Source organism: Pseudomonas sp. Y3 TE3536 (genome assembly GCF_053629175.1).
In genome coordinates, this window is the sequence record NZ_JBRJHU010000001.1 from 6,153,527 (window position 1) to 6,173,577 (window position 20,051).

The following is a 20,051-nucleotide window of genomic DNA, read 5'->3' on the forward strand; positions in this document are numbered from 1 at the left end:
CCGCAGTTGTTTCGGAAAGGTCAGGTTGACCGATCAGAGGTTCTCGTAGCGGTTCATGTCCAGCACACCCGCTTCCACCGGCTGGGTCTCGTTGATGTAGCTCCCACAGGTACTGCACCGGTCAAGAGGCCAGCGCTATCCCTGTGGGAGCGGGTTCACCCGCGAAGGGCTGCAAAGCAGCCCCCCTGCAATCGATCAAGACCACCCAACCTTTCCGACCGCAGTTGTTCCGGAAAGGTCAGGTTGACCGATCAGAGGTTCTCGTAGCGGTTCATGTCCAGCACACCCGCTTCCACCGGCTGGGTCTCCTTGATGTAGCTATTGAGGTCATGGAAGTACTGCCAGAACTGCGGATGACTGCGGCGCACGCCCCAGCGCATGACGATGCGCTCGAATTTGTCGGCATCATCACGCGCATACTCCATGTCCTCGACAAACTCGGGCACATCCTCGGCCGGAATGTTGAAGATGAAGTTCGGGTAACTGCTGAGCACGCCTGGGTACAAGGTCAGGGTGTCCAGCCCAGGCTGATAGCGGTAGGCCTCACCCAGCAGGAAGGCAACGTTGCTGTGCGCACGGTTGCGCAGCAGGCTGTACACCTGGCGCTGGCCGCCCTGCCCTTCGATACGCAGCATCGTCGCCTCAGGCAGTTGGTTGATGACCTTGAGCCCGGCAGCCGGGCGCGACACCAGGCGGCTGAGCGACTGCTCGACATTGCGGAACGCTTCGTTCATCTGCGGCCGCGAGCAGTAAGCCCCCTGGCAGCGGTTGATCGGGTCAGGTGCTGCATTCAGGCTGCCGGTACGCTGCACCAGCTTGAGCCCAAAGTCGCGTTTTGGGTTCGCCGGGTCCAGCTTGATACCGCTTGGGGTGTCAGTGTCGATGTCCTCGTAATCGAGCCACATCTTCACCTTGCCGCTGTTCTGGTACCAGTCGCTGAGGATCGCGCCACGCTGGTCGGCCGGCATCAGGCGCAGGAAGTTGACCTCCGCGCCATTGCGGATCAGGTCGAAGTACAGGCGGGTCTGCAACTGGTGCGAAACGTTGCCGAACACATCGAAGTTGACGGCCAATTGGTAGTAGGTGCGCTCGAACAAGGGGTAGTCGAACAGCCACACGGTGAGCGGCACATCTCCGATCAGGCCCTTGGTCACCGAGGCGCTGTCGAAGTGACGGAAGATGCTCAGCAGTGCATTGTCGTTACCGGCCCACAGCGTCGACCAACCCGGCGCCGGCATTTCGGCATAGGCTTCGCGGCGCAGTTTTTCGTATTCGTTGCGCTTGTCGCGGTAGGCATGCCAGAGGCCCAGCACACTGCCCACGTCGTCGATCTGCCCCGGCATGGCCAGCAGCGGCGTGGCCTCGCCACGGTACTGGGCATCGGTGATGTAGCGGTCATGGGCCGGCTCCTGGAACAGCGCCCAGAAGTTGTCGCGGATCACGTCGGTTGCAATCTGCCCACGGCACACCGGGCCACGGATGAAGGTGCGCACGAAGTACTCGGCGTTATCCAGCATGAACTGGTAACGCGCCACCGCCGGGATCGCCTCGAAGGTCTCGAACGGGTTGGCCCGGTGGCGCGGGCCATAGCCTGGCAGCGCCGAGGCATGCCAGTCACCCGCGTAGAACAGTTGCTTGACCCGTTTGAGCTTCTGCGGCCCCATTGGGTAAGTGATGTGCGTCTTGTGCACGATCACACCCTGCACCGGCATCAGCCGGTAATAAAAGTCGGTGCCTGGCGGGTCGTTGGGGCGTCGGGTCGCGATCACATCGACCGGCTGGCCACTGGGCGTGCGGGAACGCACCCACTGGAAGAAGTGGCCCTGCTCCCCGCCGACGAAGTAGATGTGCGCAAGGAACAGGTGCTCATAAAGCCAACGGCCAACCAGCGCCTCGGTCGAACCCGGGCGGTTGAGCAGCTCTTCCCAGTCGGCGATCTGCTTGGCCTCGACCGCGCTCGGCTGAATCGGCTGATACTCCACCGGCGCGCCAGCTGCCAGCCAGCGTTGCAGGGTGGTGTACTCCTGGTCGGTCAGGCCGGTGACCGCCAGCGGCATGCCTTCTTTAGGGTGCGCGCCAGCGTAGGCGTCGAACTCATGGGGCAAAGGGCACATGTTGTTGCGGTTGATGCCCAAGACGATGTCCTCGGGCAGCTTGGCATTGGGCGTAAGCGGCGTCTTGTGCCCCAGCTCGAGCATGCGCGCCATCAGCGCGGCCTGGCTGCCCTGGCCGTCGAGCACCGAGTAGAAGCCCTTCTTGCGCCACTCGCCCTCGCTGTGGGCGTCGTAGAACAGCCGCGTAGTCGGCACCGCCGCGCTGCGGTCACCTTGGTACACCGGCACCTTGGTCGCTCCCCGCACCGCGCCCTCTGGGCTTTCCAGCTTGAGCTGGCAGGCCGCATCGTTGCAGGCATGGCAGGCCACGCACTTCTCGGTGAAAATCGGCTGGATATCCCGGGTGTAGGAAATAGCCGGGCTCGATTGGGCAGCCTGCCCGAAGGTCGCGCCACTGATGAGCAAGGCGAAAACGCCCGCCCAAGCACGAATACAACGATGCACCATGTGCGGAAAGTCCTGGTTCTTGAAAGCCATCACGATTGCCTGGTCGTCCTTGGGTGCTTGTGTGCCAACATGAGCTAAATTCATGCAAATGGGCAGTGCGCCTAAAAACCGCGCAGCTTTGTTATGATTCGGCACCTTCTGATATTCGCCCGACCAGGTAGTTCCTATGTCCGACCGCAGCGCTCGTCTCCAAGCACTCCAGCACGCACTCAAAGAGCGCATCCTGATCCTCGACGGCGGCATGGGTACTATGATCCAAAGTTATCGCCTCGAGGAACACGACTATCGTGGCACGCGCTTTGCCGATTGGCCAAGCGATGTGAAAGGTAACAACGACTTGTTGCTGCTTAGCCGCCCCGATGTCATCGCCGCGATCGAGAAAGCCTACCTGGACGCTGGCGCCGATATCCTCGAAACCAACACCTTCAACGCCACGCAGATTTCCCAGGCCGACTACGGCATGGAATCGCTGGTCTACGAGCTGAACGTCGAAGGCGCGCGCATCGCCCGCCAGGTGGCCGACGCCAAGACACTGGAGACGCCGGACAAACCGCGCTTCGTCGCCGGCGTACTGGGCCCGACCAGCCGCACCTGCTCGATTTCCCCGGACGTCAACGACCCCGGCTACCGCAACGTCACCTTCGACGAGCTGGTGGAAAACTACATCGAGGCCACCCGCGGCCTGATCGAGGGCGGCGCCGACCTGATCCTGATCGAAACCATCTTCGACACCCTCAATGCCAAGGCGGCGATCTTCGCCGTGCAACAGGTGTTCGAGGATGACAACGTCGAACTGCCGATCATGATTTCCGGCACCATCACCGACGCCTCGGGCCGCACCCTGTCGGGCCAGACCACCGAAGCCTTCTGGAACTCGGTGCGCCACGCCAAGCCGATTTCCGTCGGCCTCAACTGCGCCCTCGGCGCCAAGGACCTGCGCCCGTACCTGGAAGAGCTGTCGACCAAGGCCGACACCCACGTCTCTGCGCACCCCAACGCCGGCCTGCCCAACGCCTTCGGTGAGTACGACGAAACCCCGGCCGAAATGGCCGCGGTGGTCGAGGAGTTCGCTGCCAGCGGCTTCCTTAACATCATCGGCGGCTGCTGCGGCACTACCCCGGGCCACATCCAGGCCATCGCCGAGGCGGTTGCCAAGTACAAGCCACGTGAGATCCCGGAGATCGCCAAGGCCTGCCGCCTGTCGGGCCTGGAGCCGTTCACCATCGACCGCCAGTCGCTGTTCGTCAACGTGGGCGAGCGCACCAACATCACCGGTTCCGCCAAGTTCGCCCGGCTGATCCGCGAAGAGAACTACACCGAAGCCCTGGAAGTGGCCCTGCAACAGGTCGAAGCCGGTGCCCAGGTAATCGACATCAACATGGACGAAGGGATGCTCGACTCCCAGGCCGCCATGGTCCGCTTCCTCAACATGATCGCTGGCGAGCCGGACATCTCCCGCGTGCCGATCATGATCGACTCCTCCAAGTGGGAAGTGATCGAGGCGGGCCTCAAGTGCATCCAGGGCAAGGGCATCGTCAACTCGATTTCCATGAAGGAAGGCGTCGAGCAGTTCAAGCACCACGCCCGCCTGTGCAAGCGCTACGGCGCCGCCGTGGTGGTGATGGCCTTCGACGAGGTCGGCCAGGCCGACACCGCCGCGCGCAAGAAGGAAATCTGCAAGCGCAGCTACGACATCCTGGTCAACGAAGTCGGCTTCCCGCCGGAAGACATCATCTTCGACCCGAACATCTTCGCCGTCGCCACCGGCATCGAAGAGCACAACAACTACGCTGTCGACTTCATCGAAGCCTGCGCCTACATCCGCGACCACCTGCCCCACGCCTTGAGTTCGGGTGGTGTGTCCAACGTGTCGTTCTCGTTCCGCGGCAACAACCCGGTGCGTGAAGCGATCCACTCGGTGTTCCTGTTCCACGCCATCCGCAATGGCCTGACCATGGGTATCGTCAACGCCGGCCAGCTGGAAATCTACGACGAGATCCCGGCCGACCTGCGCAACAAGGTCGAGGACGTGGTGCTCAACCGCACCCCGGAAGGCACCGATGCCCTGCTGGCCATCGCCGACGACTACAAAGGCGGCGGCGCCACCAAGGAAGTCGAAAACGAAGCCTGGCGCTCGCTGCCAGTCGGCAAACGCCTGGAACATGCCCTGGTCAAAGGCATCACCGCACACATCGTCGAAGACACCGAGGAGTGCCGCCAGCAGTGCGCGCGCCCGATCGAAGTCATCGAAGGCCCGCTGATGAGCGGCATGAACGTGGTCGGCGACCTGTTCGGTGCCGGCAAGATGTTCTTGCCGCAGGTGGTCAAGTCGGCGCGCGTGATGAAGCAGGCCGTGGCACACCTGATCCCGTTCATCGAAGCCGAAAAAGGCGACAAGCCCGAAGCCAAGGGCAAGATCCTGATGGCCACGGTCAAGGGCGACGTGCACGACATCGGCAAGAACATCGTCGGCGTGGTGCTGGGCTGTAACGGCTACGACATCGTCGACCTGGGCGTGATGGTGCCGGCCGAGAAAATCCTGCAGACCGCACGCGACGAGAAATGCGACATCATCGGCCTGTCCGGCCTGATCACCCCGTCGCTGGACGAGATGGTCCACGTTGCCCGCGAAATGCAGCGCCAGGGCTTCAACCTGCCGCTGATGATCGGGGGCGCGACCACCTCCAAGGCGCACACGGCGGTGAAGATCGAACCCAAGTACAACAACGACGCGGTGATCTACGTCACCGACGCTTCGCGCGCCGTCGGTGTGGCAACCCAATTGTTGTCCAAGGAGCTCAAGCCCGGCTTCGTCGAGAAGACCCGCCAGGATTACGTCGAAGTGCGCGAGCGCACCGCCAACCGCAGTGCCCGCACCGAGCGCCTGAGCTACGCCAAGGCCATCGCGGCCAAACCGCAGTATGACTGGGCAAGCTACCAGCCAGCCGTGCCTACCTTCACCGGCGTCAAGGTGCTGGAAGACATCGACCTGCGCACCCTGGCCGAGTACATCGACTGGACGCCGTTCTTCATCTCTTGGGACCTGGCCGGCAAATTCCCGCGCATCCTCACCGACGAAGTGGTCGGCGAGGCCGCGACGTCGCTGTACAAGGACGCCCGCGAGATGCTCGACAAACTGATCGACGAGAAGCTGATCAGTGCCCGCGCCGTGTTCGGCTTCTGGCCGGCCAACCAGGTCGCCGATGACGACATCGAGGTCTATGGCGATGACGGCCAGCCCCTGGCCACCTTGCACCACCTGCGCCAGCAGACCATCAAGCCTGACAACAAGCCAAACTGGTCGCTGGCCGACTTCGTCGCACCCAAAGACAGCGGCGTCACCGACTACGTCGGCGGCTTCATCACCACCGCAGGCATCGGCGCCGAGGAAGTGGCCAAGGCCTACCAGGACAAGGGCGATGACTACAGCTCGATCATGGTCAAGGCCTTGGCCGACCGCCTGGCCGAAGCCTGCGCCGAATGGCTGCACGAGCAGGTGCGTAAAGAGCACTGGGGTTACGCCCGCGACGAGCACCTGGACAACGAAGCGTTGATCAAGGAGCAGTACAGCGGCATCCGCCCTGCCCCCGGCTACCCGGCCTGCCCGGACCACACCGAGAAAGAAACCCTGTTCCGCCTGCTCGACGGTACGGCCATTGGCGAGACAGGCCCAAGCGGCGTGTTCCTGACCGAACACTTTGCGATGTTCCCGGCGGCGGCGGTCAGCGGCTGGTACTTTGCCCACCCGCAGGCGCAGTACTTTGCCGTGGGCAAGGTCGACAAGGATCAGATCGACAGCTACAGCGCGCGTAAAGGCCAGGAGGTTAGCGTGAGTGAGCGTTGGTTGGCGCCGAACCTTGGGTACGACAGCTAAGACCGTTCTAGCCTGACTGGCCTCTTCGCGGGCAAGCCCGCTCCTACAGGGATTTGCGCGCCCTTCCTGTGGGAGCGGGCTTGCCCGCGAAGAGGCCAGCAAAGCCAACATCCCTTCCATTGCCTACACTGTCCCTGATTGCCTCCGAATACCCAGGAGCCCCCATGGACGACTCAAGCCAAGGCAAGCCCCCCACCTTCTGGCAAATGCTGCACAGCATCCTCGCCGCCGCCTTCGGTGTGCAGAGCGGCAAGAACCGCGCACGCGATTTCACCCACGGCAAAGCCAGCCATTTCATTGCGATGGGTACCGTGTTCACCCTGCTGTTCATTCTGATACTGATCGGCCTGGTGCAATTGGCCATGCACCTGACCACTCGTTGAGCCCATGAAAACGCCTGCGGGAGTCCCTCCCGCAGGCGTCTTGGCTGCATCACGGTCTGAATGGAAGTCTACTGGTGGCTGACCCAATACACGGCGGTGACCACCACCAGGACGATCAAGCAAAGAATCGCCCAGGCATCGACACTGCTGTCAGCTTTGCGGACCTTGGTTGAGTTTCCCATTGCATTGCCTCTTGTTGTGGTTATGGGAATGCACTTCACCCACAGCAGTTAAGACGAGCAATGCCCTTTCCTCAAGCAAGGTCTTTTGTCTGGCGACGGGCGACGCTCAGGCGTTGGCAAGCCCGCATCCCTCGCCAACGCCGCCAAGTGGCAATGCGTTCAGTAATCCATCGGTGCGGTCAGAAACGGGTACGTGTAGTCAGCCGGGCGCCCCTCGGCGCTGTAGGGCTGAAAATCGACACCATGATCAGCCTGCTCGAGCAACTTGAGCCAACGCCGCGCCTTTGCCTGGTCAATCGACTGCAGCGCGGGCACGCTGTGCTCACGCAGGCCATCGCGATTGACCACCAGCCCGCGCGCATCGTCGTGCAGCATGACCATGGCCCAGCCACCCAAGGTGAAGTGCCCACCCATCAACACCCCAAGGCGCCCGTCGACCCGCGCCCGCAACGCCTCGGGCGAACTGTTGACGGCGCTGAACACGGCATCGCGCCCTGGCATGCGCCCAGCCGCCTCGAATGCCTGCATGGCGCCGAAGGCCATCTCATCGTTGGCCGACCACACAAGCGTGGTGTTCGGGTAACGCTGCAGCAGCACACGCGCCTGCTCGAAGGCGCGCTCACGGCTCCAGCCGCCATACACCACCTGGCGCAGGCGCACCTGCGGGAAGTCGGCCAAGGCACGGCGCATGCCCGCTTCACGCTGTTGCGAGGCCGGCGTGGTTTTGACCCCGGCGAAAGCCACCAGGTCCACCGGCCCGTCAGTGCGCGGGAGCAAGGCAACCATCTGGTGCAGCATCTGGTAACCGGCCTGCTCGTCGTTGGTGGTCAGCGTGCCCAGCACCTGAGGGTACTTCTCGGGCTGCGCCTCGATGCTTTGTGCCTGGCTGGCCGTCAGCCCGTTGTTGACCAGAAACAGCTTGACCCCGGTCCCCTTCGACAGGCGGATGATTTCCGGCGCCACATACTGTTCGTTGACCAGCACCAGGTAGTCCGGCCGCTGCGGGCCCTTGAGCAGCGCCCGTGCTTGGCTCAGGGTTCGCTCGGCATTGCGCTCGCTGTATTCGACCCGCAGCGTCATGCCCAGGTCGTCAGCCGCTGCCTGCATGAAGCGCGCATAGCTGACCCAAAATGTCTCGGTGGACAAGCCTGGGTTAAGGAACACGACGGAAGCAGCCTGCGCATTGGCTGCCAACGGCAGGCTCAGGCACAAGCTTTGGCAAAGCGCCTTGAGCATGCGGTTACACCCCTTGCAACAAACCCGCGAGTATAAACCCACGGCACAGGCGGACGAACAAATGCCAGTCAGTCTCACTTAGTTCGTTTGGTTCTTTTCATATGCAAAAACATCACTTTAGCGCATAAACACACTCTGATATCGTTCCCCAGCTCCGAACCGGAGTGCGCGGCCGTGCGCGCGAATAGCTGCATGCAGCCTGAGACAGGACTTTTATGTACGTATACGACGAGTACGATCAGCGGATCATCGAGGACCGCGTCAAGCAGTTCCGTGATCAGACCCGCCGCTACCTGGCCGGGGAGCTGAGCGAAGAAGAATTCCGCCCTCTGCGCCTGCAGAACGGCCTTTATATCCAACGTTTCGCCCCGATGCTGCGTGTCGCCGTGCCTTATGGCCAGCTGAACGCGCGCCAGGTCCGCACACTGGCCAAGATCGCTCGCGACTACGACAAGGGCTATGCCCACATTTCCACCCGCCAGAACGTGCAGTACAACTGGCCGGCGCTGGAAGACATCCCAGACATCCTCGCCGAGCTGGCCACCGTGCAGATGCACGCGATCCAGACCAGCGGCAACTGCCTGCGCAACACCACCACCGACCAGTTCGCCGGTGTTGCCGCGGATGAAATCATCGACCCGCGCCCTTGGTGCGAGATCGTCCGCCAGTGGACCACCTTCCACCCGGAATTCGCCTACCTGCCGCGCAAGTTCAAGATCGCCATCAACGGCTCGAAAGAAGACCGCGCGGCCATCGAAGTGCACGATATCGGCCTGGAGCCAGTGCGCAACGCAGCGGGCGAGCTGGGCTTCCGTGTGCTGGTTGGCGGCGGCCTGGGGCGTACCCCGGTGGTCGGCGCGTTCATCAACGAGTTCCTGCCTTGGCAGGACCTGATCAGCTACCTCGACGCCATCCTGCGCGTGTACAACCGTTACGGTCGCCGTGACAACAAGTACAAGGCGCGGATCAAGATCCTGGTCAAGGCACTGACGCCTGAAGTGTTCGCCGAAAAGGTCGAGGCCGAAATGGTCCACCTGCGCGGCGGCAACAGCACCCTGACCGAAGACGAAGTACAGCGTGTTTCGCGCCACTTCGTCGACCCGGACTACCTGGCCCTGGACAACGTCGACTACAGCGCCCAAGACGCCGAAGCCCCCGGTTTCGCCCGCTGGCGCTCGCGCAACACCCGCGCCCACAAGCGCCCTGGCTATGTGGCCGTGACCTTGTCGCTCAAGCCCACCGGCGTTGCCCCTGGCGACCTGACCGACAAGCAGCTGGACGCCGTGGCGGACCTCGCCGAGCGCTACAGCTTCGGCTTCCTGCGCACCTCGCACGAGCAGAACATCATCCTCGCCGACGTTGAGCAGCGCCAGCTGCACGCCCTGTGGCTGGAGCTGCGCGAAGGTGGCTTTGCCACGCCGAACATCGGCCTGCTGACCGACATCATCTGCTGCCCGGGCGGTGACTACTGCTCGCTGGCCAACGCCAAGTCGATCCCGATCGCCGAATCCATCCAGCGCCGTTTCGACGACCTGGACTACCTGTTCGACATCGGCGAGATCGACCTGAACATCTCCGGTTGCATGAACGCCTGCGGCCACCACCATGTGGGCCACATCGGCATCCTTGGCGTGGACAAGAAAGGCGAGGAGTTCTACCAGGTGTCCCTCGGCGGCAACGCTGCGCGTGACGCGAGCCTGGGCAAGATCCTCGGCCCATCCTTCGCCCAGGACGCCATGGCCGATGTGATTGAAAAGCTGATCGCCGTGTACGTAGAGCAGCGTACCGAGGAAGAGCGTTTCATCGACACCTACCAGCGTATCGGCATCGACCCCTTCAAGGAACGCGTCTATGCAGCGAATCATTAAAAACAACCAGATCGTCGACGAAACCTGGCACCTGCTGCCCAAGGAGACGTCGTTCGACGAGTTGACCAACTGCGACGACTACATCGTCCCGCTGCAACTGTGGCGCGACCATGCCCACGTGCTCAAGGCCCGCGACGGCGGCCTGGGTATCTGGCTGGACAGCGACGAAGAAGCGGAAGAGATCGGCGAAGACGTGCAGCACTTCCAGGTCATCGCCTTGAACTTCCCGGCTTTCACCGACGGGCGCAGTTACTCCAACGCGCGCCTGCTGCGTGACCGCTACAAGTTCACCGGTGAGCTGCGCGCCATTGGCGACGTGCTGCGCGACCAGCTGTTCTTCATGGCCCGTTGTGGCTTCGATGCGTTTGCCATCCGTGCCGACAAGGACCCGGAAGACGCACTGCAAAGCCTGAAGGACTTCTCGGTGACCTACCAGGCCGCCGCCGACCAGCCGCTGCCGCTGTTCCGCCGCCGCTGATCTTCATCGCCCCCGGCCCGCGCTCTGGCGGGTCAGGGGCGTTGTTACACACCCCTCTTCAACCGCCGCCCGTCAGCCCCTGCGCCCCGGTGGCTTCCTGGTCACGCTCACCTCCCCCGCTTCTGCCGCCCGCGCCCATTCTGCTTGCAGACGCGCCAGCGCATTGCGCACCCGCGCCATGACCGCCTCGCTCAAGTGATTGTGCTCAAGGTTTACGGTCTCCGGATGCGCCTCTATCCAGCCGAGTGCCTCCTCGCTCAATGCCGCGATACGGTTGCCACGCAAGTCCACGACCATGTCGGGATGACGCCGCAGCAACGCCAGGGGCACACTGCGCAAGCCGGTTGCGCGTAATGACAGATAGCGCAGTTGCACGTTGTAGTGCAGCCTCGGCGCCATGCCCAACGGGTTACCCTCCAGGCTCAGGACTTGCAACCGGGAGAACCATTCCAGTCGTAACTCGCTTTGGGCGTCCAACACAATGGCGTTGTTGTTCAGGTACAGCCGGGTCAACCGGCCGAGGCCATTCAGTTGTTCCGGTACGCGGGTCAGCCGATTCGCACTGAGGTTGAGGATGCTTAGCCGGGCAAGGTTGCCAAGGCTGCGTGGCACATCGTTCAGCAGGTTGCCACCCAGCTGCAGGTTTTCAAGGTTCGGCAGCTGCCCTGCGCGGTCATCCAGCTCAGCGATTTGATTGAAGGAAAGGTCGAGGCTGGCCAGGTGCTCCAATTGCTCGATACCGGCCGGTAGCGTGCCAAACTGATTGCCACTGAGGTCCAGGTCCGTCAGTTGCCTGGCATTGCCCAAGCCGTCCAAGGTCTCGAGCAGATTACCGCCCAGATTCAACCTGCGCAGGCGCGGCAGATGCTCAAGCCCCTCGAAGGCCGAGAGCTGATTGCCTGAAAGGTCGACGTCCTCCAGGTTGGGGAAGCGCCGCAGGAAGTCGCCGCTCAGTGTGGCAATCTGCTGGTTACGCAGCGACAACGCGCGCAGGCGTTCAAACAGGATGCCGGCCGGTAGATCGGGAAGCGAACTGACCGCCAGCCCATCGACGGATGAGCCCAGGGACGGCAGTTCATCTCGGTAATTTGACTGCCAGGCTTCGCGCAACACACCGGCGAGGTAAGACCGCGCAGCATATTCCGGCTCACTCGGCTGCCCTCGCCAAGCCTCGAAGCTGTGTTCAAGCTGCCGCGACAAATGCGCATAGGCAAGGGTACCGGGCCCATGCGGGGGTTCAAGCCGATACCAGGTCCACGGGTTGCCACGCGCAAGGGTCAACGTGAGTACCTGCTCCTCTTCCCTGCGCTGGGCAACGATCGCATTGACCGGCCCACTTGGCGCATGGTCCTGGCCAGGCGCTGGCACCAACGCGGCCAAACGCGCACCATACCTGCGGCGTATGGCTGCAAACTGCGCGCTGTATTCGACCCGCACATGGTCCTGCCAGAACGTCTGCTGCACCAGGAACTGGCTGAGCGCCTCTGGCGTCTCGGCCCGGTGCACGGCAGCCTCGGCCTCGGCCAGGTCGCCCAGCGTTACGGTATCGACGTGCTGAAGGTCCAGGTAGGTCGGTTGGCCATAGAGGCTCAACGGCTCTGCAAGCCCCACCCGGAATGCCAAGCAGATTTCGTCCTGATCAAGTTGGCCTGGCCGCCCTTGCAAGCGTTCGATGTGCCGCGCGGCAAAGCGGTCGACCTGATCGAGCCGAAACAGCTCACGGCCGAGGTTGCGTAACTCACGCTCGACCCGCCGGCCTCGCAGGCCATCGGTGCGCAGCGCGACCTGCAGCCTCACGATCAGCACATCCAGGTCGGCCCGCCCGCGCGGCATGGCGGCCTGCTCGAACACTGCACGCCGCACATGGGTATGGTGAAACATGGCATTGAGCAATTCACCGACCCGACGCCGCATACCCTGCGGTTGCCGGGTAAAGTCTTCGGCGTGCAGCAGTTCTGCGAGGTATTCAAAGAACGCAGCGCTGTCGGCTTCGGCGCTTAGCGCTTCCCATTGCCCGCGACGACGGGCGGCTTCCGCCTCGCTCAGCCCCTCGAACCACTGTTCATGCTCATTTACCCTTTCCACGACTGGCGCGGGCGGGGCAGCATTCACACGCTCAAGCGCAACCGGTGACAGCGGGTTGCCGTGTAAACGCACGCTGTCGGGGTTGGCCCGCAGCAAGGAGGCCTGCGCCTCACTGACGTCAACGATGCGATTGTGACTGAGATCGACCCATTCAAGGTTCGCCATGTGCGAGGTATCGGGTATGGCTGTCAGCCGGTTTCGCGACAGGTCCAGTTGGTTCAGCCGCGGGAAACGGGCGAGAAAATCGGCGTTGACCGCCGTCAGCTCAAGGTTGCGCAGTGTCAACGCGGTCACATGATCAAAATTCACCGCCGGCGGAAGGTCGGGCAGGCTGCCCAACCGTGTGCCTTCGAGGACCAGTATGGGGTTGCCACTGGCATCACGAACGCGTCGCTGCCAGGCATGCCGAATGCGCCGTGCCATGCGCGTGCGCCTGATCAACTGGATCGGCCCGGACGATTGCCTGCGCCAGCGCCCTAACGCCTGATCCAGTGCACGCAGCGCTTCGCACAGTTGCAGGTAGTAGTTCCAGGGCGTCAGCCCCTGCTCGCGGGCGGTATTCGTGAAGGCTTCGAGGGCGCTGTCATCGTAATCAGGGAACAGCCGCTGAATACCCCGGCGCAGTGCGCGATTGCTGCTTTCGCCACGCCCACTCAGGGGGTAGCCCAGGCGACCATCGCCCAGCCGCACCGGTGGCCGAAAACCCAGCCCGACCGGCGCCATGCCCAGCAGGGTGGCGGCCTTGTCGCGCTGCTCGCTGGCCCACTGTGACAAGGCATCGGCCAGTGCCTGCGGGGACTCGCTGGCTTCACCCAGCGCCCGACGCTGCCACGGGTCGAGCTGCAGCAACAGCGCCTGGAACAGGCTGTCTTCGGCCTGGGCCGCAGGCAAGGGGCGCCCGTAGGCATCCAAGGCCTGATAGCCCTTGGCAGTTCTGAGCACGCTGCGCACTTCAGTGGCGGCCTGGGCACCCGCCCAGGCGGTGCGCTCGCCGGTCAGCGTGCCGCTGCGCAGCTCTATGCGTACAGCTCGCCAGGGCGCCCGGTCGGCAATCAAGGCCAAGGCCAGTTGCTCGCTGTCGCGATTGAGCGCTGCCGCTTGCAGCAGGCCTGCACAGGCGCGGTCCAGGCGCGCATCCCGCAGGTACCAGCGCGCCTGCTCGGCCAAGGCCAGTGGTACGCGCTGGCGTGCGCGCAATTGCTCGACCTGCGCGTCGCTAGCGTGCTCGATGATCTCCCTGGCCCCGTTCACCGTGAGCCCGGGAAAGTCGCGACGTAGCAAGGTTTCGACTGCCGAGGGGCTCGTTTGCTGTGGCTGCAGATGAAGCTCGAAGCCTTCGTCCTGCAACCAGGGCAGTTGAGCATGCAGTTGATGACGCTGCACGGCATCCAGCAGCCGCGCAGGGGGCGGTGCGTGTTCTACATGCAGCCGGCGCAGTCGGTCCTCGTCGAGCCCGGTTGCACGCAACACTTCATGGGCCACCTGGTCATCGAGTTGCGCCAGGTCATGGCCCAGGTCACGCAACAACTGAGCACTCCCCTGCCACTCGTGGGGGCGTTCGAGTTCATGCTGCCAGCCGCCGGCATCATTGCCCTCAAGCAAGGGCGCATAGGCATCGACGCGGACAGGGTGGCGGACGCGCCGTTGCTGCGATTCAGCATCCAGCTCGGTCAAGTGCCTTGCTACCGGTGTACGCAGGTACTCTCGCCCCTCTACCACGGTAAGTTGCCCCACAGCGCCTGGCCCCTCGACGGCATAGCCGGGGAGCTCAGGGTCGCACAGTTTCAACCCGTGCTGACTGGCCTGCACGGGGACTAATTCATCGACCACGGCTGCACGGGCCAAGCGATGCGAGGCAGCACCCGCGCCGACATTGGCTGCTGTCATGATCACCGTCTCGGCCACGGCATAGGCATGCTCCAGTGCGCCCTGCCGGTCACCCAACTGCCAATCGGCATACCCCTCGTACACCTCGTCCGCCACCTGCAGCGCTGTGATGCCCAACAACGGCAACGCCAGCACCGGTAAGGCGAAACTCGCCAAGCCCAGTGCGTCGAGGGCAAAGCTCAGGTAGAAGTGCAAACGCCGGTCCCGCTCTTGAGCATCCACAGCGGCGGTGGGCACGGCATGCACTTTGGCGTTGTCCAGCAGGGTATCGATCTGCTGCTTGCGCAAGTGCTCGAACAACGGCAGCTCGATCGCCTCGTGGCGGCCATCGAGCTGAACAGGGGCATTTTGGCCCGCACGTTTCAACGCGTTGTCCAGGGCTCGCGTGTAGGCTTCTCGGTCTCGCTCACCGATGAACCGCTGGAAGAACTCGATGTACTTCGGCAAGCGGAACTGTTTGCCCAACGTTAGGAACAGCGAGTCCCAGGAGGCGAACCAGGTCAAAGGGCCGTGAGGGTCATCGGGGATCCAGCAGAGCACGCCTTCTTGGCCAGCATGACGGACCTGGAAGGCCACGGCCCCTCGCACCCGCTGGCCAAACACCCTGATCTGCCGCGGTTCGAACCCGGCGATCGCTGACTTGGTCGCGACCATGGCCACCAGCGGCGCACATTGCTCACAGGCAAGCGCCACGATCTCTCCATTGACCAGCGACTGTCGCAGAGCGGCCTCCAGGCTTGCGCGAAAGCCCTCCTCCATCAACGCTTCAATTTGCCGGCCAGCCTCCCCGCCTGGGGTCAACTGCCCCCGCAGGTAAGCCTGATATTGCCCACCCAGGTCGAGCGAGCGGCACAGCAAGGTGAACGCCCTGGGCGACAGACCGAGGGCTTGCCCCTCGCTGTCCAATACCGCACTCCCCTGCATGAGCCCAGTGGCGAGGGTTTCACCCTCGGTGAAGTTGTGCAGCGCCGACTGCAGCAGGCTGTGCTGGTAGACCTGCGTTTTGACCCCATCTGGGATCTGGGCAACGAACGATGGAAAGCGCTGCAAGGTTCTGCGCCGCAGCGTGGCCTGGCGTACATCGAGTGTCAGTGAGTGTTGTTCCTGCAATGCGTGTTGCAGCAACGGCGCGGCAAACGCATCCAATGGCGTGATCCGCGCCAGCAAACCGTGCAGCTCATGCTGCACCTGCTGCTGCCAGCGCTGGCTTTCGTGCAGGGCGTAGAGGGTCTCCAGTGAGGCCGCTGTGAGCCAAGCAGGCAAGCGGCTGGCGATCAGGGCGTTGGTGGAATCGCTGGCAAAGGGTAGATCTGGCATCGCAGGCTCCTTGGGCCGGAGCTGCGATTGCACCAGTGCAGGGCGAGGCGTTTGCGGTAACTATGCAAAGCACCCCGCCCGCAGCGGCGTCAGCCGCGTTGGCTGAGCGTATCAAACTGCGCCCACACAGCCCGCCAACGCGCCAGGCCCTGCTCATCGAGGGGATTGTTGTTCAAGTTGAGCCGGTTAGGGTGTTGCCGAATCCACGCCAATACTCGCTCGCTCAGCTCGACGATCAGGTTGTCGGCAAGGTCCACGTACACCTGTGTATGACGTTCCAGAAACACCAGTGGGATCTCACTCAGGCCGGTCGCGCGAAGCGACAGATGGCGCAAGTGGTCGAGGTTGCGCAGTGGCGGGATCATGCCTATGGGGTTGCCCTTCAAACTGAACGTTCGCAGCTCGCTGAACGCTTCCAGCCGTCGGCCGCCTGCCACGTCGATGACGATCTGGTTGTCCGCCAGGTACAGCTCGGTCAACTGCCGCAGCCGCTCCAAACCCTCGGGTATCGCCTCAAGCTGGTTGCCGCGTAAATTGAGGATTCTCAAGCTGGGCATATTGCCAATCACCGCAGGTACGCTGCGCAACCTGTTCTCGGCCAGGTGCAGTTGCAACAGCCTGGTCAGCCCGCTCAGTGTGCCCGGTAGCTCGCCAAGGCGATTACCTGAAAGATTCAACTGGGTCAGGCCGACCATGCGCTCAATACCCCCTGGCAGCGACGTGAACTGGTTGTTGCTCAGGTTCAGGTACTGCAGCCGGATCAACCGGTGAATCTGCTCCGGAAGCGCTGACAGCAGGTTGTCACTGAGGTCCAGTTGGGTCAGCAGTGTCAGGCCCTGTACACCGTCAAGCGCGGCCAGCTGGTTGCCCCGTAGGTCAATGCGCGTGAGCCGGGTCAGGGTGGCCAACCCGGGCACCTCCGTGAGCGCGTTATCATTCGCGATCAGTTGGGTCAATGACGACAGGTGCTGCACCCCCTCGATGGCAGTCAACCGGTTGTGCTGCACATCCAGGCTGACCAAGCGACGCAGGTTGCCTAGCCCGGGCAGCGCCATCAGCCTGTTGCCACTCAACTGCAAGCTTCGCAATTGAGGGAAGCGGCCGAGGAAATCTCCCTCCAGCGCGCTCATCCCGACATTGCTCAAGCTCAGGCGATGCAAATGCCCAAAGTGAAGATCTGCCGGGAGTACAGGCAGGTTGCCCACAGGCTCGTTGCGTACAATCAACTCATCGACCCCGCCAGGGCCATAGAAATCGGGCTCCCAGGCCTCGCGAATCATTTGCCCAACGCGCTGACGTCGATGGTAATTTACGGCCGTGGCCTGCCCCCGCCAAGCGCGCAAGCTCACGTCGAGCCGTTCAACCTGCCTGGCCAATTCACTGAAAGCGGCCCAAACCGTGCGCCCTGGCCTTTGCGCCAGTTGCAGCGCCAGCCACATCACATCCTGTGCTGGGCGGTGCGGGAACAACTGGTGCAGCCCGGCCCGAATGGACTGGCGAGCGCGCATGTCTGCCGTGGTGAGCACCTGACCGCGCGGTGGGCGCAGAGCATCGCCACCACTCAGTGGGTAGCCCAGGCGACCATCGCCGAAGCGCACAGGCGGACGAGCGACCCCCTCTTTTGGCGCCATGCCAAGCAATGTTGCTGCGCGCTCGCGTTGCTCACCGGCCCACACCGCCAAGGCATGCCCAAGCCTCTCGCCGGTCTGGCCACCCTCACCCAACGCCTGCTTTTGCGCCTCATCGAGGTGCCACCACAGTGCCTGGAACAGGCTGTCATTTTCGCTGGTTGCAGGCAACGCCTGGTAACCCTGGCCACGCCTGATGACGTAACGCACGTCAGCGGCCCCTTCTGCCCCGACGTGGGCGAGCAGGTCCCCGCTCAGGCTGTCGTTGCGCAGCTCGACCCGGACGGTTTGTGCCCATGGCGCCGCCTCGGCGAGCACGCCCAATGCTAACCGCTCGGTGTCGGCGTTCACCGCCGCCGCTTGATAGAAGCCTGCGCAGGCACGGTCCAGGCGGCTGTCACGCAACAGCCAGCGCGCTTCGCTGGCCAAGGCAAGCGGCACGCGCTGGGTGCCGATCATGCGCTCGACCTCTTCAGGGCCGGCACGCTGGGCGATCTCCCGCGCAGCGCGCGGGGTAAGTCCGGGGAAGTCACGCTTCAACAGCTGCTCTGCCGCCTCCAGCGGGCGTTGCAGCCCATTCAGGTGCAGCTCAAACGCATCGCCGTGCAATTCAGGGTACTGCGCATGCAACTGATAGCGCTGCAAGGCATCATGCAGCCGCGCCGGTGCTGGCGCATGCTCAAGGTGCAGGCGCCGCAGGCGCGCCTCATCAAAGCCGGTCGTGTGCATGACACGCTCGGCCGTCAGGGGGTCAAGCGCCGCCCATGCGCTGTTCAAGCGCTGCATCAACTGCGTCGCCCCTTGCCAGTGCTGGGGGGTTTCCAACTGATGGCTCCAACCGCCCTCGCCGTTGCTGTCGAGCCAGGGCGAGTAGGCGCTCGGTCTGCTGGGGTGCTGAATACGCAAGCCCGCGCCTTGCGCATCCTCGGCTATCTGGTAGGTTGCCAGGTGGGTGCGCAGCCGTGTCTGCCCGGCCACGCGGGTACGCTCGCCAACGGCCAACCCCAACTGCGGCACCGCGTAGCCGGGTAGTTCGGCATCGATCAGGCGAACCTCGTCGTGTGCCTTCAACACCGGCACCAGCGCATCAACGTACGCCGAACGCTCGATCAGTCGTCCCGCCACGAGCCCAATCGATGCCACGGCAACGCCGGCAATCAGGTTTTCGGCAACGCCCCACAAGTGGTTCATCGCCCCCTCACGGTCACCTAGCTGCCAATCGGCATACCCTTCATAGACTTCGTCCGCGATCTGCAGGGCGGCAATGCCCAGCAGCGGCAGGCCAAGAACAGGGACAAACAGGCTGGCCAATCCCAAGAGATCGAACCCTGCGCTGGCATAGTCGCCCATGCGTCGTTCGCGCTCAGCCTGGTCCGCCTCGGCAGTTGGCGTGGCCAGTACACGCGCATCGTCCAGCAGCGTATCGAGGCGGACTTTTCGCAGATGCGGGAACAACGGCCGGTCAATCGCTTGGCTGCGACCATCTAGCTGAATCGGCAGCGCGCCCGCTCTGGCCTGTAGCAAACGACGCAGTGTGCGGCTGAAGGCACAGCGGTCACGCTCGCCGATGAACCGCTGGATGAAGGCTGGGTAGCCCTTCGCCTGGCATCGTCGGCCCAGGCCGTGCCACAACTCATCCCACGTCGCAAAACGCTGCAGCGGACCGTGGGGGTCATCGGGAACCCATAGCACCACACCCTCCAGAGGCGCACTCGTCAGCCCCCCTCGCCGCGCCTCGAAAGCCAACACGCCGCGCAGTTGCTTGCCCAGCACACGCAGATCGAATGGCAACAGGCGCGTAGTGTCGGAGTCCACCACGGCCACCGTTGAAAGAACAGGGAGGAACTGCAGGTACAGGCGCTCATCAATTTCGCCCTTGAGCACAGCCAGACGTACGTCAGCCTCCAGGTTGGCACGCGCGCTGTCTTCAAGCAGGGTCTCCACCTGCTTGCCCTTTACACCCGGCACTAACAGAATTGACTCAAGATGGCGCTGATAGCGCCCTCCCACGTCCACACTTCGGCAAAGCGCTACATAGGCCTGCGGGCTCAGTGACTGCGGTTCACCTTGCGCATCGACGATGACGCGGGTTTGAAAAGCACCAGAGGGTGGTGTCTCATGCTCGCTGAAATTGTGCAGCGCGGCCGTCAGCAAACTCACTTCAGCGATCTCGCTCACCGACTTACCCAGCCCGCCAGGGCCCACCGATGCAACCGGTAGGGTGGTGGTGGTGCGAAACTTCACCTGACGCACATCCAGCGCCGGCGACTGGCGATCACTCAGTGCCTGGTCAATCAGCGTCTTGGCAAAAGCGTCCAGTGGCGTGACACGGGAAAACAGCTCAGCCAGGCGGTGCTGGCTACGTTGCTGGCGCTGCAGACTAACCCGCAGTTTGCCCAGGTGATCCTCGGATGCGCTGGCAAGCCAGGCCGGCAAGCGGCTGGCGATCAGGGTATCCACTGCGTTGGGTTGAGGCTGTGGTGAGGGCATTGGCGGCTTCTCTGGTTGGTCAAAGCCAGAGATAAACAGCCTTCTCCCTCACCACTGCGGTA

General features: G+C 63.3%; 8 protein-coding genes. 4 read left to right on the forward strand and 4 right to left on the reverse strand.

The window, feature by feature from the left end:
- Window positions 1-251: 251 nt before the first annotated feature.
- Complete coding sequence (locus AB7M33_RS27540; RefSeq protein WP_371097526.1) at window positions 252-2,591, reverse strand: fatty acid cis/trans isomerase; 2,340 nt, start codon at window positions 2,589-2,591, stop codon at window positions 252-254.
- 136 nt (window positions 2,592-2,727) lie between these two features.
- Between AB7M33_RS27540 and metH the strand changes: the two genes are divergently transcribed.
- Both metH and AB7M33_RS27550 read left to right on the forward strand, forming a co-directional pair.
- A complete protein-coding gene (gene metH / locus AB7M33_RS27545; RefSeq protein ID WP_454244136.1) occupies window positions 2,728-6,435 on the forward strand; it encodes a methionine synthase in 3,708 nt (1,235 codons plus the stop codon).
- Window positions 6,436-6,599: 164 nt separating this feature from the next.
- Window positions 6,600-6,818 (forward strand): DUF2970 domain-containing protein, encoded by a 219-nt coding sequence (locus tag AB7M33_RS27550; protein ID WP_099429894.1) that lies wholly within the window; start codon window positions 6,600-6,602, stop codon window positions 6,816-6,818.
- A gap of 341 nt (window positions 6,819-7,159) precedes the next feature.
- Here AB7M33_RS27550 and AB7M33_RS27555 read toward each other — a convergent pair whose 3' ends face one another.
- A complete protein-coding gene (locus AB7M33_RS27555; RefSeq protein WP_186678854.1) occupies window positions 7,160-8,236 on the reverse strand; it encodes an ABC transporter substrate-binding protein in 1,077 nt (358 codons plus the stop codon).
- 215 nt (window positions 8,237-8,451) lie between these two features.
- On the opposite strand from AB7M33_RS27555, the gene AB7M33_RS27560 reads away from it, so the two are divergent.
- Together AB7M33_RS27560 and AB7M33_RS27565 are read left to right on the forward strand one after the other, a co-directional pair.
- Window positions 8,452-10,104, forward strand: a complete 1,653-nt coding sequence (locus AB7M33_RS27560) for a nitrite/sulfite reductase (protein ID WP_099429897.1) — start codon at window positions 8,452-8,454, stop codon at window positions 10,102-10,104.
- Window positions 10,088-10,582, forward strand: coding sequence for a DUF934 domain-containing protein (locus tag AB7M33_RS27565; protein WP_099453512.1), 495 nt, complete (start codon window positions 10,088-10,090; stop codon window positions 10,580-10,582). The genes AB7M33_RS27560 and AB7M33_RS27565 overlap by 17 nt, the downstream gene beginning before the upstream one ends.
- Before the next feature lie 72 nt (window positions 10,583-10,654).
- On the opposite strand, the gene AB7M33_RS27570 is transcribed toward AB7M33_RS27565, so the two are convergent.
- Both AB7M33_RS27570 and AB7M33_RS27575 read right to left on the reverse strand, forming a co-directional pair.
- Window positions 10,655-15,871 carry an NEL-type E3 ubiquitin ligase domain-containing protein gene (locus tag AB7M33_RS27570; RefSeq protein ID WP_454244137.1) on the reverse strand — a complete coding sequence of 1,739 codons (5,217 nt, stop codon included), beginning with the start codon at window positions 15,869-15,871 and terminating at the stop codon, window positions 10,655-10,657.
- Between the two features lie 89 nt (window positions 15,872-15,960).
- Window positions 15,961-19,989 carry a dermonecrotic toxin domain-containing protein gene (locus AB7M33_RS27575; RefSeq protein ID WP_454244138.1) on the reverse strand — a complete coding sequence of 1,343 codons (4,029 nt, stop codon included), beginning with the start codon at window positions 19,987-19,989 and terminating at the stop codon, window positions 15,961-15,963.
- Between the last annotated feature and the right edge of the window lie 62 nt (window positions 19,990-20,051).